Origin of the sequence: Mesorhizobium sp. M0001, from assembly GCF_040324255.1 — a bacterium.
GTDB lineage: Bacteria > Pseudomonadota > Alphaproteobacteria > Rhizobiales > Rhizobiaceae > Mesorhizobium.
On record NZ_JAMYVS010000005.1, the window covers coordinates 230,771 to 254,553 of the forward strand.

The window sequence follows — 23,783 nt, forward strand, 5'->3', positions numbered from 1 at the left end:
ACCGACCGTGCCAGCCAAACACACGACCGGGCGCAACCCGCAGCGAGCGAAGGTCCCCTCACCTTCGCCGTGCTGGTCTTTCCCGGCTTTCCGATGATGGCGTTCAGTTCGGTGATCGAGCCATTGCGCGCCGCCAACGTGCTGGCCAAACGCGATTGTTACCGCTGGGTGATCGTCGGCGCCGACCAGGGCACGGTCGAGGCATCCAATGGGGTTGTCATACAACCGGGATTCGCAGCCTCCAGCGCACCGAAGGTCGACCGGATCGTCGTCTGCTCGGGCGGCAATGCCGACCTTGTCGTCGCCGACGATGCGGTTGCCTGGATGCGCAAGAGCCTGCGCGCCGGCGCTCACATAGGCGCAGTGGCCGACGCCGCCTTCTTCCTCGCCAGGGCCGGCCTGCTCGACGGCCATGCCTGCACCTTGCACTGGACCAGCCAGGCGGCATTCACCGAGGCCTTCCCGGATATCGAGCTCCGGCGAGATCTCTACGTCATCGACCGCAAGCGCTTCACCTCGGCCGGTGGCGTCGGCAGCCTCGACATGATGCTGGAGATCATCACCAACGATTATGGCGGCGAGCTCGCGGCGGGCGTTGCCGAATGGTTCGTGCACAGCCCCTTGCGTTCGAGCGTCGACCGCAAGCTGATGCCGCTCAGGCTGCGCACCGGCGTCCAGAACGAACTGGTGCTGTCGGCCATCGCCATCATGGAGGATGCGGTGGAAGAGCGGCTCGGCATGACGGAGCTGGCGGCAAGGCTCGGTGTCTCCTCCGACAAGTTGGAGCGCAATTTCCGCGCCCAGCTCAGCATTTCGCCCAATGCATATTACCGGCGGCTCCGGCTGCGGCGCGCCGCCGACCTGTTGGCCCATTCGACGCTGATGGTGCGAGACGTGGCGCTGGCCTGCGGCTTCGCGTCGATGTCGAGTTTTGCCAGGGCTTTTCGCGAAGAGCATGGCCACGCGCCGAAGGCGATGCGGCGGCATTAGAGGGCGCTGCGCGCTAACGCGGTGAGATGCTGGCGGGACAGCGCCCCCCTCTGTCCTGCCGGACATCTCCCCCACACGGGGGGAGATCAGATGTCGCCTCGGCTTTCGCCAATCACCAACGTTGCAGGGCGAGCGGGACGCGAAAGCTGCTAATCTCCCTCCTTGTGGGGGAGATGTCCGGCAGGACAGAGGGGGCGCGAAGGATCGCAACATTGCCCTTTGTATCCATGCCCTTCTTGCGGCATTTCGCACGACATCTGCGGATTCTCGCACAGACATTTTTCGGCGCATGGCTATGGTCTAGCCCTTCAGGAGGCGCACCATGAGCATCGTCGTTTTCGACCCCGACAGCACCGAGGATGTGGATTTCAAGGACCGCATGCGCCACCCGGTCGCGGCTGACTCCGCCGGCGGCATGTGGCTGTCGGACACCGAGCCGTCCTTCATCGATGCCGACGCCTTGCGCAAAGGGCGGCTGGCGAAACTGCGCGGCTGGATGCGCGAGGCGGGCCATGGGGGCGTCGTTTTGTTCGACCCCTACAACCAGCGCTATGCCACCGGCTCGCGCAACATGTTCGGCTATTTCCTGCGCAACTCGACGCGGTATTTCTTCATCCCGACCGACGGGCCGATCGTTCTGTTCGAATACCCGCAGAGCTACCATGTCTCGATGGTGCTCGACACGATCGACGAGGCGCGCCCGTCCAAGCTGGTATGGTCTTCGGTGTCGGGCCGCGACGACGAAACCGCGGGCCCCTTCGCCGACGAGATCGCCGAGCTTTTGAAGAAACATGGCGGCGGCTCGATGAAGCTCGGGCTCGACCGCTGCAGCCATTTGCAGGCGCTGGCGCTGGAAAAGCGCGGCTGCGACGTCAGGGATTGTCAGGGAGAAATCCTGGCGGTGCGCGCGGTGAAAACACCCGAGGAAGTCAAATGCCTGCAGGTATCGATGGCTGGCGCGGAAGCCGCTGTTTATGCCGTGCGCGAGGCGATCAAGCCCGGCGTCTCCGAAAACGAGCTGTTCGCCATCATGTATGGCGAGGTGATCCGCCAGGGCGGCGAGTTTATCGAGACGCGGTTGCTCACCTCGGGACAGCGCACCAATCCGTGGTTCAACGAGGCCAGCGGCCGCAAGATCCGGCCGGGCGAGCTTCTGGCGCTCGATACCGACACGATCGGCTGCTATGGCTATTATTCCGATTTTTCGCGCACCTTCCGCTGCGGGCCTGGCAAGCCGACCGACTATCAGAAATCGCTCTACCGCATGGCGCACGACCAGGTTCAGCACAACATTTCGATTGTCAAACCTGGCATGGCGTTTCGCGAGATCGCCGAAAGAGCGTGGAAAATCCCGGACCGTTTCGTCGACCAGCGCTATACCTCGGTGATGCATGGCGTGGGCATGCATGGCGAGACGCCGTTCATCGCGCATGCCATGGACTATGAGACCTATGGCCGCGACGGTGTTGTCGTGCCCGGCATGGTGGTGAGCGTGGAAAGCTATATCGGCGAGAAAGGCGGCCGCGAGGGCGTCAAGCTAGAGGACGAAATCCTGATAACCGACACCGGCACCGAGCTTCTGTCGCGCTTTCCCTACGAGGATGAATTTCTGGAGAAGCAGGTTTGATCGCAGCGTCCCTCACTAACGTCAGCGCGGTATCGCAAACCTTCGGGAATAGTCGCGGCAGCTATGCCTTCGTCATCCTAGGGCGAAGCAAGGAGCGCAGCGACGCGGCGCAGACCCTAGGATCCATGCCGGGACTCATCCGCGCCCCAACGGTGCAAGTTCTGCTCCGCCGCACTCTCCGACCAGCGTCACGGCATGGATCCTCGGGTCTCCGCGACGCCGCTGCGCGGCTGCTTCGCCCTGGGATGACGAAGTTCGGAGGACGCCGACCAATCTTCATCGCTTGCGCTGCCCTTGCGAGAAGAACGGCGGCGGCGGTCGCGAACCCAGGCCCGTCCACATGAAAAGCCCCATCTCGATCAAACGCGGCACGGTCGCCGCGGCGTTCATCGACCTCCAGGAAGAGCATCGGCAGGACAAGCGCTATCTGGTCGAAGGTTTTGGCGAGGTGCTTGCCAACGTCCAGCGCCTGCAGGCGGCGGCGCGGCGCAACTTCGTGCCGCTGTATCACTGGGCCTATATCGTCGATACCGCCAAGGCGCGTCCGTTCCATCCGCTCGACGCCGACGGCAAGTCCGCCTTTTCCGACAAGACCGATCCGCTGACGGAGATTTGCCATGAGGTGGCGCCCGCGGCCGGCGAGACGATGCTGGTCAAGACTCAGGCCAGCGCCTTCGGCGCCGGACCTGGCGCAACCGAACTCAAGGCGCGCGGCATCGAATGGCTGATCGTCGCCGGCGTCTGGACCGAGGCCTGCATCGACGCCACCGTGAAGGACGCGGTGGCATCCGGCTTTCGCGTGCTTCTGGTCAAGGATGCCTGCGGCAGCGGCAGTGCCGCCATGCACCAGACCGCCATCCTCAACCTTGCCAACCGGCTCTATGGCGGCGCCGTCACCAACACGATAGACGCGTGCCGGCTGATGGCGGGCGACACCATCGATGCATGGCAGGTCGAAGGCTCGGTACCGCTGCGCTTCACGTTTGAAAACGCCGAACGGCTCTACGGCGAGCTCTGAGAGATGGGCACGGTCCACAAGCTCAAGACCGCCAGGCGGGGGAAATACGCCACCCTGCTCGATCCGGCGCTGTGGGAGTATATCGACCTGGTCAATGACTGGTTCCCGCCAGAAATCGCCGAACTTCCGATCGCCGAGCAAAGGTCGGTCTATGATGCGATGTGCCGCGCCTTCCATCAGGGTTATCCCAAAGGGGTTTCGGCCAGCGGCGGCATCATCGCCGCCGATGCAGGGCACGCCATCCCGATCCGCTACTATCGGATGGCGGGCAAGCCCGTGCGCGCCGTCATCGTCTACTATCATGGCGGCGGCTTTGTGCTTGGCGGGCTCGACAGCCATGACGACATCTGCGCCGAGATCTGCGCCGGCACCGGTTTCGACGTTGTCTCGGCCGACTACCGGTTGGCGCCGGAACATCCCCACCCGGCCGCCTTCGACGACGCGCTGACCGTGTTCGAATGGGCGGCGGTGACAACGGACTTGCCGATCGTGCTCGTCGGCGAAAGCGCCGGCGGCAACCTTGCCGCCGCGGTCGCGCACGCGTCTCGCCGCCACCTGCGCCGGGCGGCCGGCCAGGTGCTGATCTATCCCGGCCTCGGCGGCGACGAGAGTGCCGGCTCCTATGTCGAACATGCCGAGGCACCGTTGCTGACGCTGCGCGACATCGCGTTCTACCGCACCATTCGCGCTGCCCCGGCACAGTCGCCCGACGACCCGACTTTTTCTCCGCTGAAAGACAACGACTTCTCCGGCCTGCCGCCGACTGTCATCATCACTGCCCAGTGCGATCCGCTGTCGTCGGACGGCGAGACCTATCGCGACCGCATCGTTGCCGCCGGCGGCCGCGCCTGGTGGTATGAGGAGCCGCGGCTGGTGCACAGTTTTCTGCGCGCCCGCAAAAGTTTTCAGCGCGCCGGCGAGGCGTTCGTGTGCACGCTTGCAGCCATCGCCGCCGTCGCCGTGCTCGGCAAGAACGACTGGCCATATTGAGGCGGCGAAGCGCTGATCTCCCCCTCATGGGGGTTGAGGAGTGGTCCGCGTAGCGGATGGAAAGCCAATTGCTTGGCTTTCCGAACGACGAAAGCCGGCAGGCCAGAGGGGGGCGCGAAGGATCGCGGCCCTTCAGTATCCTAAATCAACGCAACGATTATCTGTGAAGATACTCCAGTCGGCAGACGGGATGGCGGGACAGCGCCCCCCTCTGTCCTGCCGGACATCTCCCCCACAAGGGGGGAGATTGGCCATCTACCACTGCGGAGCAGTGCACAAGAATTGCGGAAAAGCGAACATTTCCCGGTGTCGGCCCGCTTTATCATCACCTGCTCAGGCAACGGCGCCTCGGCGATCGCATCCGCCCCCAGCGGAAGCGGACCGTCGGGGCGCCCAACAAAAAAGGGAACGACGATGAAATTCATGCTGACCGACCGTAATTTGCACCCGCAGGCGAAGCCCGTTGCCGATGATTTCAGGAAAGGCGGCGTCAACCGGCGCGAATATCTCGCCATCATGGCCGGCTTTGGCGTCAGTGCTGCCGGCGCGCTGGCGCTGGGCGGCCTCAGCGCGTCACCTGCCCGGGCCGAAGAGCCGAAGCGCGGCGGCACCTTGCGCGTCGCCATGAACGTCAAGGGTTTCAAGGATCCGCGCACCTTCGACGGTGTCGAGATGTCCAATGTGGCGCGCCATTGCAACGAATATCTGGTGCGCTGGAACCGCGACTTCACCTTCGAGCCGTGGCTGCTCGAAAGCTGGGAAACCAGCGACGACGCCAGGACGCTGACGCTGCATGTGCGCAAGGGCATCGCCTGGTCGAATGGCGACACCTTCAACGCCGACGACGTCATCCACAATCTCACCCGCTGGTGCGATGCTTCCGTCGCCGGCAACTCGGTCGCCGCGCGCATGGGTGCGCTGATTAATGCCGACACCAGGAAACCGGTCGACGGCGGCATCGAGAAGGTCGACGACTTCACCGTCAAACTCAATCTGCCGAAGCCCGACATTTCCCTGATCGCCGGTATGGCCGACTATCCGGCTTTGATCATGCACCGCTCCTATGAGGGCGGCGACGATCCGATGAAGGCGCTGGCGATCACCACCGGACCCTGCGAACTGGTCAGCTGAAATGCCGAGACAAGTGCTGAGGTGAAGCGCAAGGACAAGCCCTGGTGGAAAGGCGACTTCCATCTCGATGGCATCAAATGGGTCGATTACGGCTCGGACCCCAACGCCATGCTGTCGGCGTTCGAATCCGGTGAGATCGACACCGACCACGAAACCGCGTCCGACGCCGTGTCGCAGACCGAGCAGATGGGCTTGCTGAATTCCGAGATCGCCACCGGATCGACCATCGTTGCCCGTTTCAATGTCGGCAACGCACCCTATGACGACGTCAAGGTGCGCCGCGCCGCCCAGCTTGCCGTCGACAATTCCGCCGTGCTGGCGCTCGGCCTCGGCGGCCGCGGCAAGCCGGCCGACAACCACCATGTCGGCCCGATGCATCCGGAATTTGCCGATATCGGCCCGGCCAAGCGCGACATGGATCAGGCCAAGAAACTGCTCACTGAAGCCGGCAAGGCCGACCACGAATTCGAGCTGATCTCGGTCGACATCGAATGGCAAAAGAGCACCGGCGACGCGATCGCCGCGCAGATGCGCGAGGCTGGCCTGAAGATCAAACGCACCGTGTTGCCGGCGGCGACCTTCTGGAACGACTGGAGCAAATACCCCTTCTCCACAACCGAATGGCTGGGCCGCCCGCTCGGCGTCCAGGTGCTGGCGCTCGCGTACAAATCGGGCGCCGCCTGGAACGAAAGCGCCTATGCCGACAAGGAATTCGACACGCTTCTCGACAAGGCGCTGGCAACGCCGGACGCCGCCCAGCGCAAGGAGATCATGGCCAAGATCGAACAGAATCTGCGCGATGCCGGCATCATCATCCAGCCCTACTGGCGCTCGGTCTACCGCACCTATCGCAAGGGCGTGCAAGGCTGCGAACAGCACCAGTCGCTGGAGCAGCACTTCGAGAAGGTGTGGCTGGAGGGCTGATTCAATTGGTGTCGCCCGGTCGGGGTAGATAAGACAGAATTAGAGCTAGGCGACGACTGGCCCAGCAGCTGGAACTACTCCTTCGTATGCTGTGCACCCTTCTATCTCGATCTTCCAGATGGCATTGGGGTTCGGATTTACGATGGCCGGAATGCGCCATCTGCTTGGAGCTATCTCATATCGGAAATGCTGATCGCCGCAGGTCACCTTGACCTCATACTGGGGTTTCGATGCAGAAACAGGTGATCTGAACTCGAAATGCAATTCCCCGTTTTCGGTATACAATTCACTGATAAACATACCACGACGAAAAAAGACTGATCCGCCTTTCTCTACCGCGAAATTGTAATTCCATGCTCCCGGTCCAAGCAGCCGCTTCAGATAGCGCTCTTCATGGATCGTCCTGCACACAACGTAATTCAGGGTTGCGAGACTCAGTCTTTGGGGGACGACAACCTCAGACATTCTCATATTGTGAATGTGTTGCATTTCGTCCTGAGAGACTGCTGAGTCATGATATATATGTTCAAATTTGAGTTGGTCAAATTGATTGTCTCCGTCTCTCGGTATCTGATTAGAATTAGCAAAGTTTCCGGCAACAAAACGGCTAGACGCTAGGGTGAGCACCGATATTAGGTCAAACACTAACATCACAGGAATGCACATATGAGGATCCGCCCTATTGGGGTCACTCCGAGCCTTTATACCTTCGGTCTTTAAATGGAATCTGTTCTTGGGCCTGAAATATAACCGTACATAGTTATGAGCGGCTGGATTGTTGTTCAAAGCACCCTGATTGGCGACGTCACATAGCAAAGCGGGCACTCCATTGCGGCATATAATCTCGCCACCCCGCAAGATTTCTGCGGCAACTTCGATTTGGCATGCGTGATAGAGAGACCGACCCCAACCCGTCCTTGATGCAAAACGATCAAGGCGAGGTCCCAAGGTCGCGATATGCTGATCGGCCCTCGCTATTGAAATAGCCATCCTTGCGTCGGTTTCGCCACAGTGTAGGGAGTGTATTGATCGCGATCTAAGAAAAGCGCTTCTGCCCGAGATGCGGTTGAAGCACCTGTTCGAGACTTCACCGAACAGATATAAGGAAGCTCGGACAGGATCGGAAAAAGGTAACTCTTTAGGCGCTGTGATTTTGCGTCTGAGAAACTATCTATTGAGAGTATCCTCTCTCGCAGCCTGACCCATGAGGCTTGGAGCAACTCCCCATCAATTCGCTCTTTCTTCCCCGACTGATGCTCCACAACAAGAGAGTTGTCTGTTTGCATCTGCACCGTGAATTGAGACTCTTTGGAAGTTGCGAACACGTGACCTTTGGCAAGCTTCCTTAGATCCTCAGAGAACTCCGCAAAATCTTCCGGGATTCTTACTCGCTCTTTGTGCTCTGCTACAAAATCCGAAGGAACCTGTATGTCGTGGATGTAAACGGGGATACTTACTCGAGCCAGATAGCGTTCCATCAAAGGACGAACGTCTTCCCAATTCAAGTTGCCGTTGCCGCATCCCAGAGGCGGAAAAGAAACCGAGGTGATCCCTAAGTCCTTATAAGCCGCGACGAACTTCTGCAGACCGTGCTCGATGTACTCTATCTTCGATGGCAGTTTCCAAGTGGTTTTAGTTGGAAAATTCAACACCCACCGCGTGTCGGATCGCCACAGATGGAGATTGCCAATCCGAAGGGCGCGCGCCTCGCAAAGATCGCGATACTCCCGAAACATTCGCGGGTACCTGCTTTTGAACTCCCTGGCGATTCCCTTACCCATGACACCCACCGTGTTGACGGTGTTCACCAGCGTCTGCGCGGGAGATTCAAATACGCTGCTTTCAAGAAAAGTGATCATTCGCTTAGATGCCCCAAGGTCAGAACGAATGAGAACATATAGAGAACATTAAGCAAGGTTTCTAGCACGATTCTGCAGCGCTGTCGTTGGCGGCTCGGCATTCCGCCTGAGGTTATACACACTTCGACGTGTTGCACCTATCGGCGACTCGTCGGTGATATCCAGCATCAGCTAGTCCCATGGCACTTCAATGTGTGAGAAATGTACGCATGGATCATTTCGACCTCGGCACCTACCGCCGCCCCATCTCCACCTCTTCGGCTGAAACACAGCGCTGGTTCGATATCGGGCTGAACTGGTGCTACGGCTTCAACCATGAGGAAGGCATAAAGTGCTTCGAAAAGGCGCTGGAGACCGATCCTGATTGCGCCTTCGTGTATTGGGGCATCGCCTATGCCGCCGAGCCTTTTTACAACCTCACCTGGAAGGAGCACGGCAAGGACGAGGCTAACCGCGCCGCGCGACGCTGCTTTGATCATGTCCAGCTTGCGCGGGCTGGTTCTGCGGGCGCAAGCCCCGTCGAGCAGCGGCTGATCGAGGCGCTGGCCGCACGCTTCCAGCAGCCGCATGGCGTGACGCCGGCGGAATTCGAACAATGGGACAATGCTTACGCTGCCGCCGCGATGCGGTAGGTCTATTGTGACTTTCCCGACGACCATGACGTGATGGCTCTCACCGTCGAGGCGCTGATGATGCGCACCGTGCGGCGGCTGTGGGATTTGAAAACCGGCAAGCCGGCGCCGAACTAGATGTGCTGGAGGCGCTGGAGGTCTGCGAGCGATCGATCCGGCTGTCGGACGAAGCCGGCACTGCGCCGCATCCGGCGATCCTGCACCTGCATATCCATCTGCTCGAGATGTCGACGCAGCCGGAACGCGGCATGCGCTCGGCGGACCGGCTCGGCACCATGTGCCCCGATGCCGGCCACATGAACCATATGCCGGGCCATATCCATGTGCTGTGCGGCGAGTACGAGAAGGCAAAGCTGGCCAGCGAAAAGGCGGTGCGCGCCAACGACCTCTACCTCGCCTATGCCGGTGAGACGACCTACTATCTGCTCGGCTGCTGCCACGATTTGCATCTGATGATGTTCACCTGCATGTTCCTTGGCCAGTACCAGCCGGCACTGTGGGCGGCTGACAAGGTGCGCAGCCTGGTCACGCGCGACGTGGTCGCCATCCAGGACCGGCCAAAGCTGACGCAAACAGTGGAGGGCTATCATGCGATAAAATCGCATGTGCAGGTGCGCTTCGGCCGCTGGCAGGAGATCATCGATGAGCCGATGGTGGACGAGCCGGCACTTTATGTGCTGGCCGCCGCCATGCAGCACTACGCCAAGGGCGTCGCCCATGCGACGCTCAAGCAATTCGCGGCAGCCGAGCGTGAGCGCGAAAATTTCCGCAGGCATGTCGAGAGCATTGCGCCCGAGCGGCGCTTCCTCAGCAACCCGGCACGGGCCTCGCTAGCCGTCGGCGCCGCCTTGCTCGATGGCGAGTTGGCCTACCACCAGGGGCAGCATGACGACTCTTACGCCCATCTGCGCCAATCCGTCGAACTCGACGACAATCTGTCCTACACCGAGCCCTGGGCCTGGATGCACCGCCGCGCCATGCGCTGGCGGCACTGGTCCTCGACCAGGGCCACACTGACGAGGCCGAGCAGGTCTATCGCGACGACCTCGGCCTGAGCGGCAAGGTCCAGCGCTGCGCCCAGCACCCCGACAATGTCTGGTCGCTGCACGGGTTGGTGGAATGTCTGAAGCGGCGGCGAGAGCGTGGAACTGCCGGGGGTGCAGGAGAAGCTCGACGTAGCACTGGCCAAGGCTAATGTGGCGATCACGTCGTCATGCCTGTGCCGGACGAGACCGCAGGCGGACCGTAGCTGCTGTCGTTGAGAGGGCAGCCAACCGACCGAAATCGGCGACGTTCGCTCACGAGAAAATCTCAGCCAGATCGTCGATGCTGGTGCCTTCCTTGAGCTGTCGCAACTCCACATACATGACGACGATGGCGATCGATACCACCAAGCCTTGGGCTGTATCGACCAGGGCGTTGAGCAAAAAGCCCAGTGTCAGACCAAATGAGAAAAAGAAGGCGTTCGCCCAAATATCCACGGTGATTGAAGGCACGAGCACGACAAGCCAGATGCACAGCAACGGCCAGCGGCTGCCTTTGGTCAGGTCGCGGCTGCGTTGCATGCTGGCGAACACGCCACGCCCTTCACCGACAATTACCGGCGTCGTGACCGACCAGCGCGCCAGCAGCAACAGTCCGGGAACGATGATGAGTACCAGGCCCAGCCAGAAGGCGAATGTGATCAGGATCGAGGCGGCGCTTGCCGGTAGCAGAAGCGCACAGGCTGTTCTGATGCAATCGCGTGCCGACGGCCGTTCGCCGCGCAGATCCATCAGGGCCGCTCGCGTCAATGCCGCCTGCATGAAAGCCCCCAGCACAAAAAAGCCCAACATGAAGATTGCCGTGATCGTCAACCGTCGCATCGAGTATTCGGGCTCTACCGACCCAACGGATACCCAGAACCAGTAGGAAAATCCAAACTCCGGCAAGGCGTATACGAACAACGCCACTCCCAAGCACAGCACCGGATTGCGCCGGATAATCGCGAACGTATCGCGGAGAACCCTGCCGATGCGAAATTTGCCTGGCTGCTCCGGCGTCATCGACGTCACGATTGCCCTACCCCGGTCGATGTGCCGTTACGAAAAAATCTGCGCCAGTTCGTCGACGCTGGTGCCTTCCTTGACCTGGCGCAGTTCGACATAGGTGACGGCAATGGTCACCGACAGCATCGTCGAAAAGATCGTCGACACCAGAGTGCTGCCAATCGCTCCGACCAGGACACCGACACCGGTGACGCCGCCGGCGGTGGCGAGCGCCAGTCCGAAAAACAACGAGAACACCGCCTGGATGAGCATCGCCGCCACGCCAATGATCAGCAGCAGCCAGAATATCGACCAGCGGCTGCCTTTGGTCAGGGCACGGCTGCGCGATATCGAGCCGAACACGCCAAGCCGCTCCTGAACCGCAATGGGCACGGAAACCGACACGGAAATCAGCCACATAAAAGCTGGGATCAACGCCAGGGCAAGCCCGATCAGCCAGCCGATAGGGGGGATGACCCAGGCGATGAAAACCATCACAAAAACAGCCACCACCACAGTGACAATGACCAGAATGCCTATGCCCAGCGTGGGCAAGAAGCTGCGCAATGCTATCTGGATGCAGTCGCCGATGACCGGCCGCTTGCCGTTCAAATCCTCGATCGCCGCCCTGACAAGCGCCGCTTGCACCAACAAGGCCAGCACGAAAATGATCAAGGAAGCGATTATCGACAAGGCCGAGTAGTCTCCCATGGCCGACGTTTCGAAAGCGGCGGCGTTCCCGGCGCTGTCGACGTTCACCAATGTAGCCACCCGGGACAGGTTCCAGAGGTTGTACAGCAGTGCGGGCAGGGTTGAGAAAAGTCCGACGACCACAGCAAGGAAACCCAGATTGCGGCCGATGACCGCGAAGCTGTTGCTGAAGACCCTGCCGATGCGGAATTTTTCCGGTCGGTCCTGCGCCAGTGACGTCACGATGCCTCCTGCCCTGGCACCCGCCTTGACCTGACCGGGTCAAGGCGGTGCAAACCCGTCGGCTTACGAGAAGATCTCGGCCAGTTCGTCGACGCTGGTGCCTTCCCTGACCTGGCGCAGCTCGACATAGGTGACGGCAATCGCCACCGAAATCACCGCCGAAACGATTGTCGACAGCAGGCTGCTTCCGATGGCAGCGGCAACGAGACCGGTCGTGCTGATCCCGCCGCTCGCAATAGCAGCCTGAAACAGCAAGGTGAAAACCACTTGTAGCCCTATCGCAACAATGCCGAGGACCAGAAACAGCGCGAATATCCGCCAGCGGCTTCCCTTCGTCAGCGCCCTGCTTCGCGAAATCGAGGCGAAGACGCCAGGCCTTTCCTGAACTGCGACGGGCACAGCCACCGATATGCTGATCAGCCACATGGCTATGGGGATGAGCGACAGAAGTGCAATCACACCGCCGACGATGGGGATGGCCATGGTGATGACCGTTAATATCATCGCCATCAGAAACATTGCCACGATGATCACAAGACCAATTCCGAGCGTGGGGAGGAAGCTGCGCAGGGCTATCTGAATGCAATCGCCAATCGACGGGCGCTTGCCGTTCAAATCTTCGATTGTCGCTCGTACCAGCGCCGCCTGCGCCAGAAAGGCCAAGATCAGGAGCACCAGGCCGGCAATCATCGAAACGGCACCATAGCCCGCCATAGCCGATTGCTCGAAGCTCGCCCCAGGTACTGCTATCTTTGCAATCTGTCTAAAGCTCCAGATGTTGTACAGCAGCGCAGGCAGCGTCGAAAAAAGGCCGACGATGGCGGCAAGTGGGACGAAGCTGCGTCCGATTACCGAAAACGTATTGCTGAAAGCCCTGCCGACGCTGAACCGTTCCGGCCGCTCGCTCGCGATTGACGTCATGTTACATTCCCCCCGACTAATGGATACCCGAAATCAGAAAGTATAAATCACCGATATTGATACTTGCGGTTGCCGCCGCTTGCAATTGCCTTGGCGTATTGCCAGTGTCGGCTCGCGAACCGCAGGTTGCAGGGGGGCGAGAAGGTGACTGCTGCACAGCCGGACGCTGCGCAAGCCGAATGGCTGGCCAAACTGCACAAGCAGTTGCTGTCGGACGATTCGATCCAGTTCGACCTGCCGGCCTTCAGGCCGCCGGAGACGCCGGAGTGGCTGAAGCCGCTGGGCGAGTTCCTCAAGTGGCTCGGCCCCTATATGATCTACCTGTTCTGGGGAGCGGTGATCACAGGTGCCGCCATCATCCTCATGCTGATTTTCCTTGAGGTGAAAGGCGTCGCCTGGCGCCTGCCCTGGTGGCGCAAAAAGAGCGTGACCGAGGCGGAAGCGACATGGCACCCCGACGTTGGCGCCGCGCAGGTCCTGCTGTCGGAAGCCGATGCGCTCGCCGCCCGGGGCGAGTATGACGAGGCGGTGCATCTCCTGCTGCGCCGCAGCGTTGCCGACATTGCCGGCCGCCTGCCCGACTTCCTGCGCCCGTCGCTGACCGCGCGCGATATCGCGGGAGCGGCGTCGCTGCCAACGCGGGCGCGTGGCGCCTTTACCCAGATCGCGCGCATCGTCGAGGCCGCTCTGTTCGCGCGCCGGCCGGTCGGGCCCGAGGGCTGGCAGGAGGCGCGCAGCGCCTATGAGCGATTCGTCTTCAGGGATGCCTGGATGTGAGTGACACGACAGCCGACATCGCCCAGCAGGAACCGTTCAGCCGCAGGACGGTGTTCTGGGGCATTTTCGCCAGCCTGCTCGCGGCGGCGGGCTTCTTCCTTTTGTCGACCTATGCCCCCGATTTTCGCCAGCCGAGCGTCGGTGGCGCAACGCCGCTGTCGAAGAGCGGCATCGGCTATGCCGGCTTGGCGGAATGGCTGGAGCTGACCGGCGAAGCGCCCGACATGGCGCGGTCCGACAGCGATCTCCAGATCGACACAAACCTCCTGATCGTCACGATTTCGCCCGACAGCGACCCGGATGCGCTTGCCAACATCGTCAAGCTTCGCAAGGGCCTGGATACGCTGTTCGTGCTGCCCAAATGGGCGACCTTGCCGCTGTTCGAGCACGAGGGGTGGGAGATGAAGATCCAGCGGCTGCCGGACGTCGTGGTCAACGACTGGCTCGGCCGCATCGCCAAGGCCAAGCTCGGCGAAGGTGAGACCACGGTCAAGCAACTCGACGTCTCAGGGCAAATGGTCAGCGTTCCCGACCAGCTGCAATGGGTGGCCGACGAACACCCGCTGATTGCCGCCGGCAACGGCAAGGCCGTGCTGACCGAGGTCGAAGACGAGCGGTTCTACATTCTGACGGACCCCGATCTCATCAATAACGCCGGCTTGAAAGATCCCGACAAGGCGGCGGCGGCGCTCAAGCTGATCGAGCTCCTGCAGCCCGAAGAGGGTGCTGTCATGTTCGACCTGACGCTGCATGGCGTCGGGCGAAAATACGATCTCGCCAAGCTTCTGGTCGAGCCGCCCTTCCTGGCGCTGACGCTGACCATCCTGGCGGCGGCGGCACTTGCCTTCCTGCATGGCCTTGGCCGGTTCGGGCCGCCACGGGCCGATCAGCGCGCCATCGCCTTCGGCAAACGCGCGCTGGTCGACACCACGGCGATGCTGTTGCGCCGCGCCGGCCGGCTGGAGGAACTGGGCGACCGCTATGGAACCCTGGCGCGGGTGCGCGCCGGCGCGCTGCTCGGCGCGCCGCACGGTTTGCAGGGCGAAGCGCTCGACCGCTGGCTCGATTCCCGCGACAAGGACGAAGCCGGCGGGTTCACGACCCGCCTGCAAGCTGCGAACGCGGCAAAGACCCTGACACAAATGCATGATGCAGCCGAAAAGCTGCACGACTGGACGGCAAGGAGGCTCGGTGAACGTCGATGATGTGAAGGCCCTGGCGACACAGATCAGGGAAGAGGTGGCCAAGGCCATCACCGGGCAACACGATACGGTCGATCTGATGCTCACGGCATTGTTCGCCGGCGGGCATATATTGCTCGAAGGACCGCCGGGCACGGCCAAGACGATGACGGCGCGCTGCTTTGCCCACGCGCTGGGCGTCGCCTATGGCCGGATCCAGTTCACGCCCGACCTGATGCCCGGCGATATCGTCGGTTCCAACATCTACAATTTCCAGACCGGGCAGTTCACGCTGACGCGCGGCCCGATCTTCTGCGATCTGCTGCTCGCCGACGAAATCAACCGAACGCCGCCGAAGACCCAGGCAGCCCTGCTGGAGGCGATGCAGGAGCATGCCGTCACCTTCGACGGCACCACCCATGCGCTCGGCCCGAACTTCATGGTGGTCGCGACGCAGAACCCAATCGAGCACCAGGGCGTCTATCCCCTGCCCGAAGCCCAGCTCGACCGTTTCCTGTTCAAGCACCGGGTGAGCTACCCCGGCCCGGAAGAGGAAAAGGCGATCATCATCCACCATGGCGGCGGCACCGCCTCGCACGACATCAAGCAGTACGGCATCAAGGCCCAGGCCGACCGCAAGACGCTGGAGAAGGCGTTGGCGACCGTCGGCGAGGTTACGCTGGTCGACGACGTCGTGGACTATATCGCAAGGCTGGTGCGGGCCACGCGCGCCAGCCCCGATCTGGAAGTCGGTGCCAGCCCGCGTGCGGGCGCCATGTTGGCGAGAGCTGCACGGGCTCGGGCAGCGCTCGACGGGCGTGCCTATGTCATCCCCGACGACGTCAAGGCGCTTGCCGTGCCGGCGCTGCGCCATCGCGTTATCCTGTCGCCGGCGGCGCAGATCGACGGCCGCCTGGTCGAACAGATCGTGACCGACCTTGTAGACCAGACGGAAGCGCCACGTTGATTTATCCGAGCGGCCGGGCAGTCTGGGCAGGTGCGGCCGGTGCAATACCGGCCTTCCTGATCGCGCTCGCGCTGCCGTCGATGTGGTATCTCGGCCTGTTGTGGATCTGCGCGCTGCTTGCTTTCCTGGCCGTGGACGCGGCCGCCGGGCGCGGACGGGCTTCTCTGAACGCCAGCATCCACGCCCCGCCGCAGGTCAGCGTCGGCGGCCAGCTCACCGTCAATGTCACCGCCAGGCTCGGCGGACGGCCGCGCGCCGTGCAGGCGCGTCTTGGCCATGACGAGCGGCTGCAACCGCTGGGCGGCACCGGCGGCGCATCGACCGCCGAGGCCGGCAGCGCATCGCTCGATCTCAGATTTCAGGCGCTGCGGCGCGGCATTGCCACGTTCGATCGCCTGTGGGTGCGCTGGCGCGGGCCGTTCGGGCTGGTCTGGAACCAGGTGGTGCTGCCGATGGACGGCAAGGTGGCGGTGCTGCCCAACGTCAGCAGCGCCCGCGACGAGGCGATCACGCTTCTGCAGCGCCAGGCGCTGCCCGACGGACATGCGCAGCGCCGCGCCGGCCAAGGCCGCGAATTCGAGGCGCTCAAGGACTACCAGCCCGGCATGGGCCGGCGCATGATCGACTGGAAGCGCAGCGCCCGCCACGGCAGGCTTCTGGCGCGCGAATTCCGTATCGAGGAGAACAACAACATCGTGCTGGCCATCGATAGCGGCCGGCTGATGTGCGAGCCCGTCGACGGCGTGCCGAAGGTCGACCGCGCCGTCACCGCAGCCTTGCTGTCGGCGTTCATTGCGCTGAAGGGCGGCGACATGGTCTCCCTGTTCGGCTTCGACGCGCGGCCGCTCGTTTCCAGCGGCGCCGTGCGCGGCTCCGCCAGCTTCGCCATGATCCAGAAGCGGGCGGCGGAGATCGACTATTCCACCGAAGAGACCAATTTCACCCTGGCGCTGACGACGCTGGCGGCGCGGCTCGACCGGCGCTCGCTGGTGATCATCTTCACCGACTTCGTCGATCCGATCAGCGCCGAAGTGATGCTGCGCACCGTCGGCCGGCTCACCGAACGGCATCTGGTGCTGTTCATGATGATGAGGGATGTCGAACTGGAGACACTGGCCGACATGCCGCCGGACGCACCGGAGGATGTGGCGCGCTCCGTCGTCGCCGGCGGGCTGCTGCGCGAAAGGCAGGTCGTCATCGGCAGGCTCAGGCTGCTCGGCGCGCATGTCATCGAAGCCGACCATCAGAGGCTCGGGCCGGCGCTGGTCGAGCGCTATCTCGAGCTCAAGCGAGAGGATCTGTTGTGAACGCGCTGGTCGGCAAGGATGCGGTGCGCCAGTCGCTGGCGAGCTTCCGTTCGGAGCGCGAGGCCGACTGGAAGGCGTTCGAGGCGCTGCTTGCCCGGGTCGAGAAACGTGCGCCACGCACGCTATCGGAAGACGAACTGCTGTCGCTGCCGCTGCTCTACCGCTCGGCGCTGTCCTCGCTTTCGGTGGCGCGGGCGACGTCGCTCGACAATGCGCTGGTCAGCTATCTCGAAGCGCTTTGCCTGCGCGGCTACTTCTACCTCTATGGCGCACGTCGCGGCTTGCGGCAGCGCATCGGCGACTTCTTCCTGCATGACTGGCCGCATGCCATTCGGGATTTGTGGCGCGAGACCTTGCTGTCGGTCGTCCTGACCTTTGTCGGCGCCGGCGCCGGCTACTGGCTGGTGGCCAAAGACAAGGGCTGGTTCGACGCCATCATTCCGCCGAGCCTGGCCGGCGGGCGCAACCCGGACGCCTCAGTCGAAGTCCTGCGACAGGTGCTTTATGACGGCGCCGACAGCAATTTCCTGTCGGGCTTCGCCGCCTATCTGTTCACGCACAATGTCCAGGTGGCGATCCTGGCCTTCGCGCTGGGCTTTGCCTTCGCGGTGCCGAGCGTGCTCTTGATCCTGATGAATGGCTGCCTGCTTGGCGCGATGTTCCAGATCTACGTCGCCAAGGGGCTTTGGCTGGAGCTGGGCGGATGGCTGTCCATCCATGGCACCACCGAGATGTTCGCGATCGCCTTGGCGGGCGCCGCCGGCATGCGCATCGGCACGCGCATCGCCTTCCCCGGCGAACTGACGCGGATGACGGCTGCTGCCGATGCCGGGCGCGTGGCCGCAACCACCATGGTCGGGGTGACGATCATGCTTTTGTTTGCCGGCCTGCTCGAAGGCATCGGCAGGCAGGTGATCACCAGCGACGTGACACGCTATGCCATTGGCGGCGTCATGCTGACGCTGTGGCTTTGCTATTTCTATGTGTTCAGGGTGGTGCGGCATGGCGACCGCTAGGCGCGCTGCCGTCTTGACGATACGGCCGCTGATCACGCCGGAAGGGGTCGATCTCCGGATCAAGCTCGCCGATGCCGGCACCCGCGCCGCCGCCTTCCTGCTCGACTTTGTCATCATCATCGTCACGGCGATCGTGATCTCGATCGTTGCACTGTTCGGGCTGGCCGGCCTCAAAGGCGAAGGCGCGCAGCCGCTGTTCATCGTCTGGATCATCCTGATCTTCTTCCTGCGCAACGCCTATTTCATCGTCTTCGAAGCCGGCCGCCGCGCCGCCACGCCCGGCAAACGGATGCTCGGCATCCGGGTGGCGTCGCGCAGCGGCGCCGGCCTTTCGGTCGATCAGGTCATCGCCCGCAACCTGATGCGCGAGATCGAGATCTTCCTGCCGCTGTCGATCATCCTCGGCCGCAGCGAGATGGGGCTCGCCGACACGCTGACGACGATCTTCGGACTGGTGTGGACGCTGCTGTTTGCGCTCTTCCCGCTGTTCAACCGCGACCGCATGCGCATCGGCGACCTTTTGGCCGGAACGTGGGTTGTCGAGGCGCCGAAACTGGCGCTGGTCGAAGACCTGTCGCAACGCCAGGACACCACCACCCGCGCATTCCGCTTCACCCAGGCGCAGCTCGATGCCTATGGCATCGCCGAACTGCACAAGCTGGAGGAAGTGCTGCGCCGCGACGACTATTTCGCGCTGAAAGCCGTGGCCGAGACGATCGGGCGCAAGATCGGCATGACGATCGAGCCGGTCGATTCCAGGGCTTTCCTAACCGCCTATTATGGCGAGCTGCGGGCTCAACTCGAGCGCAAGCTTCTGCTGGGAACACGCAAGGCGGATAAATATCAGCGCTAGATCGGAGTTCCGGGATGCCGGTTCGCGTCAGCGAAGCAGAAGAAGCCAGGATTGAACGCGCCATTCAGGCCGCGATCTCGGGATCCTGGAACGAATTCGTCAAGCTCACGGATGCACCATTTTCTAACGATGCATCGATGATGGAGCAATTCGCAGACTCCTCCCACCGGCTTCGGGAAGTCGGTGGGAATTGGAAAATGAGCTCAGGCGTAGGCATCGCACCTGAGGGGACCCGTCTGATCACAGCGAGGATCGAAGCGCCACCGACCGTCGATATCGTTCTTTGCCTGCACAGTACGAGCTACAAGGACGACAGCACGATTAGCATTTGGACATTCCATCAGCAGTTGAACTGGGACTGACCATCTGGCACCTGGGGCGGTGACCGTACCGTCGCCTACCCCACCCACTTCTCATAGTCGGACACCAAAAGGTGCACCGGGGCAACGTCCTCTTCGATGTTGGAGAAGCGGCCGATCGGCTCGCGGAAGACGTTGTCGGTGAGGTCGTCATTGACGGTCGAGACCTCGCCGATCAGCACATCCTTGCCCTCGGCCCAGAAGGCGTGCCAGACGCCGGGCATCAGCGTGACGCTCTGGCCCGGGTCGAGCTTCAGCAGCCCGCCCGCCGGCAGCCTGTGGATGGTGCCATCAACCGGCACCGAGACTTCGGCCTTCGGATCGATGCCACCGTCGCGGTCGTGCATGAACAGTTCGAGCACCAGCTTGCCGCCGCCGCGGTTGATGATGTCCTCGGCCTTGATGTTGTGGCGATGCATGGGTGACAACTGATCCTTGCGCGAGATCATGATCTTCTCGGCATAGAGCATGCCCATGCCCTTCTTCATGTCGGCATAGACGCCGTTGCGCACGGTGAACAAGAACAGGCCGAGTTCGTCGAATTTCTCCTGGCCGTAGTCGGTGATGTCCCAGCCGAGCCGCGAGGTGAAAATGGCGGCGGAGTCAGCCTTGCGCGCCTTCATCTCTTCCGGCGACCAGTATGCGAAGGGCGGCATGATGTAGCCGAACGAGCGGATAAAGGCGTCGGCATCGCGGATGATGTCGTTGACGGTGGAGCGTTTCATGGTCGTGATCCCTTGGCGTCGCGTTCCTGCCTAAAGCGCATAGCCGAACAGCGTTGCGGTGTCGACGCAAACTGCAAGCTGGCCCCATGACATCCGGGCCGATCGGGGCCATAAGTCCAGCCAAATTTCCCAAGGTGACATTCATGCAAGGCATAGACGACCTCGATACGCCGGCGATCCTGATCGATGCGGCCCGCGCCGAAGCCAACATCGCACGAGCGCAGGCGCATGCCGACCGCCACGGGCTGAAGCTCAGGCCGCACATCAAGACGCACAAGCTGCCTTATTGGGCAAAGAAGCAGGTGGCGGCGGGTGCCGTCGGCATCACCTGCCAGAAGATCGGCGAAGCCGAGGTGATGGCCGATGCCGGGCTCTCCGATATTTTTCTGCCCTATAACATCCTGGGCCGCGCCAAGCTGGAGCGCCTCAAGGCGCTGCATGGCCGCGTAACGCTGTCGGTGACGGCCGACAGCCACGAAACGCTGCAAGGGCTCGCCGCCACCTTCATCGATGCCGGGCACCCCCTGCCCGTTCTGGTCGAATGCGACACCGGCATGGGCCGTTGCGGCGTGCAGAGCGCCGCCGAAGCGCTGGCACTGGCGAAGTTGATCGACCAAGCCAAGGGGCTCACCTTCGGCGGGCTGATGACCTACCCCGCGGCCGGCCGCGCCGCCGAGGCTGAATCGTGGCTGGCCGGCGCCAAACAAACGCTCGCGGCCTCGGGTCTCGCCTGTGAACGCATCTCCAGCGGCGGCACGCCTGACATGTGGCGCTCGGGCGAGGACAGCGTGGTGACCGAATACCGCCCCGGCACCTACATCTACCTCGACCGCTACCAGGTCGCCAAAGGCGTCGGCACGCTCGACGATTGTGCGCTGACGGTGCTCGCCACCGTGGTCAGCCATCCGACGCCGGCCCGCGCCATCCTGGACAGCGGCAGCAAGGCGCTGTCCAGCGACACGCTGGGGCTCGCCGATTTTGGCGAGCTGCTCGGCATGCCCGGCGCCCGCGTCACCAGCTTGAGCGAGGAACATGGCACGGTCACGCTTGGAAATGGTGCGAAGCTTCGCATTGGCGAGCGCGTGCGCGTGGTGCCTGATCATTGCTGCGTCGTGACCAACCTGTTCGACCAGGTGCATCTGATCGACGGTGACAAGGTGCTGGAAACGCTGAAGGTGGAAGCGCGTGGGCGGATGGGGTGAGGCTTTTCGTTTTGGAGGCTCGCCCTATTTCGACATTGACGAATTGTAATTTATAACTTACTAGCCACCATGGCAATCCTGAAGCAGACAGCCACCTTTCGGAGGTGGCACCAAAAGCTGAAAGACGGAAGAGCCAAGGCGGCAATTGCCGTTCGGCTGCAACGTTTGATTGTAGGAAATCCCGGCGACGTGGCCCCAGTGGGTGAAGGCATCAGTGAATTGCGCATTCACTGTGGGCCCGGCTATCGCGTTTATTTCACAAGCGCGGTGAAACGGTCATCCTGCTCCTGTGCGGCGGGGATAAAAGTTCACAAGAAACCGACATACGGACAGCAAGCGCCTGGCCGTAGAATGGAGTGACGACAATGGTTGAAAAAATCTATGATTTCGATCCCGCCGAAATGCTCGATTCCGATACGGCAATCGAGGCGTTTCTGGCAGAGGCAATGGAAACCGGAGACGCCAAATTCGTCGCGTCCGCCCTCGGTGTCGTTGCCCGCGCCAAGGGGATGAGCAACATTGCCAGAAAGACCGGCTTGGCTCGCGAGCATCTTTATACCTCGCTCAGCGAAAACGGTAATCCTACGCTGGAAACCACACTGGCGGTCATGAAAGCATTCGGCTTTCATTTGGCCCCAAAGCACGATGCAACTCAGGTCTAATCTACGCCAGCGCGCGTCGAGCGCGAGGTTGTTCGGGCCAACTGAAATCAGGACTGATAAACCGGACCCAGCGCCGCCTTCAGCGGATCCAGCGCGTCGCCATACAGCTTCCAGCGCTCGACCGAGGATGAATAGATCGGCTGGCGCACCTGCCAGCGGCTCGGCGTCCGCACCGTGCGGTCGGTTTCGTTGAAACGCAAGCAGGCATCGTCCCACTCGATGCCGAGGAATCCGATCAATCCGCGGGCGCGATTTTCGAAATCGCCGACCGTTTCTTCGTAGGGCATGTCGTGGATATCCAGCGGGATGACCTTGGCCCAATGGCGCATCAGGCGGTCATACTGCCGGTAATACTGCCCAAGCTTGGTCAGATCGGCATTATAGCCGTGCGCCTCGGAAAAATTATGCATGAAACAGGACGCGCAATTGTCCATCGGGTCACGCCGGCAATGGATGATGCGGGCATTCGGCAAGATCAGGCTGATGAAGGCCAGCAGCTCGAAATTGTGCGGCATCTTGTCGACGACAAGCCGCACCGTGTTGTTGCGCTTTTTGAGATCGTCGAGATATTTCGATCCAAGCTCCTTGGCCTTGGCTGCAGTGAGCGCCGCCATGGCCTTGGTGAAAATGGCTGGGTCGAGCTTGTCGAACCCAAGTTCGCCGGCAAGTGAACGAATGGTCGACAACTCCCCGGCGCCATGGATATCGCGATGACTGGCGCATATCTGCTCGGTCAGCGTCGTTCCCGACCGTGGCATGCCGACGATGAAGACCGGGCGTCTGGATGGATTTCCCAAATTGGCTCGCGCCTCGAAGAAGCCGGCGTCGAAAGTGTCGATGAAGCTGTCGTAAAGCTGGGTGTGCCGGTCGATGTCGAAGTCATTGCCGGAAATCGCCTTGGCCCTCGCGAAATGGCGGATGGCCGGGCCATAATCGCGCTGATCATTGAGCATCTTGCCGGCGGCGTGGTGCAGCACTACCCGCTCGCGATCGGTGGTTGTCGGCAATTCCAGGCGTTTCAGCACCAAAGGCAACGTCGGATCGTCCTTGACCGCCCGGCGCGCAAGCGCCATTCCAGCCAGCGCCTCGACATGGCCCGGGTCGATGGCAAGGGCCTTGCTGAAGCATTCGACCGCCTCGGCCGGCCGGCCAATGTCGGTGAGCAAATCGCCCATACCGGCAAGTGCCATCACCGACTGGCCGTCGATAGCCAGCGCCTGGCGATAGAACCCTTCGGCAATGTCGCCCTCGAGCTGGCTGCGGTAGGAGCGGCCGAGATTGCACAGCGCTTCGATGAGCCCTCCGTCGAGCTCGATCGCCTTTCTCAGATGTCTGCGCGCCTTGTCGACGTTGCCGGTGACATTGTAGGCATTGCCGAGATTGTTGCGGAAGATGGCGTTGTCCGGTTCGAGCGTGACCGCCCTTTCCATATAGGCAATGGCGGCGTCATGATGCTCGGCCTCGATGGCGAGCGTGCCCATCAGGTTCAGCGCCATGGCATTTTTGGGCTGCGTGCGAAGCACCGTCTGGTAGCAGAACTCGGCCTCGCGAAAACGCTTGCGCCGTTGCAGGTCGATGCCGCGCTGCAATGTCTTTTCCGCCGGCTCACCGGCGGTCGGCAGCGAGGCTGAGATCATTGCCGGCAGACCCAGGGGTTGCCGGCGTGGCAAGAGCGGCATCCG

At 62.0% G+C, this 23,783-nt stretch carries 21 protein-coding genes and 2 pseudogenes; 16 read left to right on the forward strand and 7 right to left on the reverse strand.

From position 1 onward, the window contains the following. The first annotated feature begins 93 nt into the window (after positions 1 to 93). The 5 genes and pseudogenes from NKK50_RS16685 (at position 94) to NKK50_RS16705 (ending at position 6,680) form a co-directional block, all read left to right on the forward strand. A complete protein-coding gene (locus tag NKK50_RS16685; RefSeq protein ID WP_352543717.1) occupies positions 94 to 990 on the forward strand; it encodes a GlxA family transcriptional regulator in 897 nt (298 codons plus the stop codon). Between the two features lie 322 nt (positions 991 to 1,312). Further along, positions 1,313 to 2,617, forward strand: a complete 1,305-nt coding sequence (locus tag NKK50_RS16690; protein WP_352543661.1) for a M24 family metallopeptidase — start codon at positions 1,313 to 1,315, stop codon at positions 2,615 to 2,617. Positions 2,618 to 2,957: 340 nt separating this feature from the next. Then, positions 2,958 to 3,635 carry an isochorismatase family protein gene (locus tag NKK50_RS16695; RefSeq protein WP_023826099.1) on the forward strand — a complete coding sequence of 226 codons (678 nt, stop codon included), beginning with the start codon at positions 2,958 to 2,960 and terminating at the stop codon, positions 3,633 to 3,635. Positions 3,636 to 3,638: 3 nt separating this feature from the next. Further along, positions 3,639 to 4,625: an alpha/beta hydrolase gene (locus NKK50_RS16700; RefSeq protein ID WP_031204238.1), complete on the forward strand. Its 987-nt coding sequence runs from the start codon at positions 3,639 to 3,641 to the stop codon at positions 4,623 to 4,625. A gap of 414 nt (positions 4,626 to 5,039) precedes the next feature. Beyond that, a pseudogene (locus NKK50_RS16705) lies at positions 5,040 to 6,680 on the forward strand (ABC transporter substrate-binding protein). Positions 6,681 to 6,725: 45 nt separating this feature from the next. On the opposite strand, the gene NKK50_RS16710 reads toward NKK50_RS16705, so the two are convergent. Together NKK50_RS16710 and NKK50_RS16715 are read right to left on the reverse strand one after the other, a co-directional pair. Beyond that, on the reverse strand, positions 6,726 to 7,670 hold the full coding sequence (locus NKK50_RS16710; RefSeq protein WP_081726112.1) for a DarT ssDNA thymidine ADP-ribosyltransferase family protein: 945 nt from the start codon (positions 7,668 to 7,670) through the stop codon (positions 6,726 to 6,728). Next, the gene (locus NKK50_RS16715; protein ID WP_023702282.1) at positions 7,655 to 8,539 is read right to left on the reverse strand and encodes a macro domain-containing protein; all 885 of its coding nucleotides are present in this window, start codon (positions 8,537 to 8,539) and stop codon (positions 7,655 to 7,657) included. Before NKK50_RS16715 ends, NKK50_RS16710 begins: the two co-directional genes overlap by 16 nt. Positions 8,540 to 8,748: 209 nt before the next feature. On the opposite strand from NKK50_RS16715, the pseudogene NKK50_RS16720 reads away from it, so the two are divergent. After that, positions 8,749 to 10,433: pseudogene (locus NKK50_RS16720) on the forward strand (hypothetical protein). 36 nt (positions 10,434 to 10,469) lie between these two features. Here the strand turns inward: NKK50_RS16720 and NKK50_RS16725 are convergent. The 3 genes from NKK50_RS16725 to NKK50_RS16735 form a co-directional block, all read right to left on the reverse strand. Continuing rightward, on the reverse strand, positions 10,470 to 11,225 hold the full coding sequence (locus tag NKK50_RS16725) for a hypothetical protein (RefSeq protein ID WP_023715256.1): 756 nt from the start codon (positions 11,223 to 11,225) through the stop codon (positions 10,470 to 10,472). 27 nt (positions 11,226 to 11,252) lie between these two features. After that, entirely contained in the window at positions 11,253 to 12,131 is an 879-nt protein-coding gene (locus tag NKK50_RS16730; protein ID WP_352543662.1) for a hypothetical protein, read from the reverse strand. A 63-nt stretch (positions 12,132 to 12,194) separates the two neighbouring features. Continuing rightward, a complete protein-coding gene (locus tag NKK50_RS16735) occupies positions 12,195 to 13,052 on the reverse strand; it encodes a hypothetical protein (RefSeq protein WP_352543663.1) in 858 nt (285 codons plus the stop codon). Between the two features lie 144 nt (positions 13,053 to 13,196). Here NKK50_RS16735 and NKK50_RS16740 point away from each other — a divergent pair, with 144 nt between their 5' ends. Genes NKK50_RS16740 through NKK50_RS16770 form a run of 7 tightly spaced genes read left to right on the forward strand, consistent with a single transcriptional unit; the run spans position 13,197 to position 19,515 of the window. Continuing rightward, positions 13,197 to 13,829, forward strand: a complete 633-nt coding sequence (locus NKK50_RS16740; RefSeq protein WP_352543664.1) for a DUF4129 domain-containing protein — start codon at positions 13,197 to 13,199, stop codon at positions 13,827 to 13,829. After that, positions 13,826 to 15,034 carry a DUF4350 domain-containing protein gene (locus NKK50_RS16745; protein ID WP_352543665.1) on the forward strand — a complete coding sequence of 403 codons (1,209 nt, stop codon included), beginning with the start codon at positions 13,826 to 13,828 and terminating at the stop codon, positions 15,032 to 15,034. Before NKK50_RS16740 ends, NKK50_RS16745 begins: the two co-directional genes overlap by 4 nt. After that, entirely contained in the window at positions 15,021 to 15,977 is a 957-nt protein-coding gene (locus NKK50_RS16750; RefSeq protein WP_023747705.1) for an AAA family ATPase, read from the forward strand. Before NKK50_RS16745 ends, NKK50_RS16750 begins: the two co-directional genes overlap by 14 nt. After that, complete coding sequence (locus NKK50_RS16755; protein WP_352543666.1) at positions 15,974 to 17,284, forward strand: DUF58 domain-containing protein; 1,311 nt, start codon at positions 15,974 to 15,976, stop codon at positions 17,282 to 17,284. The genes NKK50_RS16750 and NKK50_RS16755 overlap by 4 nt, the downstream gene beginning before the upstream one ends. Next, the gene (locus tag NKK50_RS16760) at positions 17,281 to 18,300 is read left to right on the forward strand and encodes a stage II sporulation protein M (protein ID WP_023829526.1); all 1,020 of its coding nucleotides are present in this window, start codon (positions 17,281 to 17,283) and stop codon (positions 18,298 to 18,300) included. The genes NKK50_RS16755 and NKK50_RS16760 overlap by 4 nt, the downstream gene beginning before the upstream one ends. Further along, positions 18,287 to 19,153 carry an RDD family protein gene (locus NKK50_RS16765; RefSeq protein ID WP_352543667.1) on the forward strand — a complete coding sequence of 289 codons (867 nt, stop codon included), beginning with the start codon at positions 18,287 to 18,289 and terminating at the stop codon, positions 19,151 to 19,153. Before NKK50_RS16760 ends, NKK50_RS16765 begins: the two co-directional genes overlap by 14 nt. 14 nt (positions 19,154 to 19,167) lie before the next feature. Beyond that, positions 19,168 to 19,515 carry a hypothetical protein gene (locus tag NKK50_RS16770; RefSeq protein ID WP_023829525.1) on the forward strand — a complete coding sequence of 116 codons (348 nt, stop codon included), beginning with the start codon at positions 19,168 to 19,170 and terminating at the stop codon, positions 19,513 to 19,515. Between the two features lie 35 nt (positions 19,516 to 19,550). On the opposite strand, the gene NKK50_RS16775 is transcribed toward NKK50_RS16770, so the two are convergent. Continuing rightward, entirely contained in the window at positions 19,551 to 20,237 is a 687-nt protein-coding gene (locus NKK50_RS16775; RefSeq protein WP_023829524.1) for a D-lyxose/D-mannose family sugar isomerase, read from the reverse strand. Positions 20,238 to 20,380: 143 nt separating this feature from the next. Here NKK50_RS16775 and NKK50_RS16780 point away from each other — a divergent pair, with 143 nt between their 5' ends. The 3 genes from NKK50_RS16780 to NKK50_RS16790 all read left to right on the forward strand — a co-directional run bounded on the left by NKK50_RS16780 (position 20,381) and on the right by NKK50_RS16790 (position 22,101). Then, positions 20,381 to 21,439, forward strand: coding sequence for a D-TA family PLP-dependent enzyme (locus tag NKK50_RS16780; RefSeq protein ID WP_023829523.1), 1,059 nt, complete (start codon positions 20,381 to 20,383; stop codon positions 21,437 to 21,439). Between the two features lie 69 nt (positions 21,440 to 21,508). Then, entirely contained in the window at positions 21,509 to 21,799 is a 291-nt protein-coding gene (locus NKK50_RS16785; RefSeq protein ID WP_502881986.1) for a type II toxin-antitoxin system RelE/ParE family toxin, read from the forward strand. 5 nt (positions 21,800 to 21,804) lie between these two features. Then, a complete protein-coding gene (locus NKK50_RS16790; protein ID WP_023672893.1) occupies positions 21,805 to 22,101 on the forward strand; it encodes an addiction module antidote protein in 297 nt (98 codons plus the stop codon). A gap of 47 nt (positions 22,102 to 22,148) precedes the next feature. On the opposite strand, the gene NKK50_RS16795 is transcribed toward NKK50_RS16790, so the two are convergent. Beyond that, positions 22,149 to 23,738 (reverse strand): tetratricopeptide repeat-containing sulfotransferase family protein, encoded by a 1,590-nt coding sequence (locus NKK50_RS16795; RefSeq protein ID WP_352543668.1) that lies wholly within the window; start codon positions 23,736 to 23,738, stop codon positions 22,149 to 22,151. Positions 23,739 to 23,783: the final 45 nt, after the last annotated feature.

Coding starts and splice junctions, on each gene's coding strand:
- NKK50_RS16685 (WP_352543717.1), top strand. CDS start 94: ATGATGGCGTTCAGTTCGGTGATCGAGCCATTGCGCGCCGCCAACGTG.
- NKK50_RS16690 (WP_352543661.1), top strand. CDS start 1,313: ATGAGCATCGTCGTTTTCGACCCCGACAGCACCGAGGATGTGGATTTC.
- NKK50_RS16695 (WP_023826099.1), top strand. CDS start 2,958: ATGAAAAGCCCCATCTCGATCAAACGCGGCACGGTCGCCGCGGCGTTC.
- NKK50_RS16700 (WP_031204238.1), top strand. CDS start 3,639: ATGGGCACGGTCCACAAGCTCAAGACCGCCAGGCGGGGGAAATACGCC.
- NKK50_RS16710 (WP_081726112.1), bottom strand. CDS start 7,670: ATGGCTATTTCAATAGCGAGGGCCGATCAGCATATCGCGACCTTGGGA.
- NKK50_RS16715 (WP_023702282.1), bottom strand. CDS start 8,539: ATGATCACTTTTCTTGAAAGCAGCGTATTTGAATCTCCCGCGCAGACG.
- NKK50_RS16735 (WP_352543663.1), bottom strand. CDS start 13,052: ATGACGTCAATCGCGAGCGAGCGGCCGGAACGGTTCAGCGTCGGCAGG.
- NKK50_RS16765 (WP_352543667.1), top strand. CDS start 18,287: ATGGCGACCGCTAGGCGCGCTGCCGTCTTGACGATACGGCCGCTGATC.
- NKK50_RS16770 (WP_023829525.1), top strand. CDS start 19,168: ATGCCGGTTCGCGTCAGCGAAGCAGAAGAAGCCAGGATTGAACGCGCC.
- NKK50_RS16775 (WP_023829524.1), bottom strand. CDS start 20,237: ATGAAACGCTCCACCGTCAACGACATCATCCGCGATGCCGACGCCTTT.
- NKK50_RS16780 (WP_023829523.1), top strand. CDS start 20,381: ATGCAAGGCATAGACGACCTCGATACGCCGGCGATCCTGATCGATGCG.
- NKK50_RS16785 (WP_502881986.1), top strand. CDS start 21,509: ATGGCAATCCTGAAGCAGACAGCCACCTTTCGGAGGTGGCACCAAAAG.
- NKK50_RS16790 (WP_023672893.1), top strand. CDS start 21,805: ATGGTTGAAAAAATCTATGATTTCGATCCCGCCGAAATGCTCGATTCC.
- NKK50_RS16795 (WP_352543668.1), bottom strand. CDS start 23,738: ATGATCTCAGCCTCGCTGCCGACCGCCGGTGAGCCGGCGGAAAAGACA.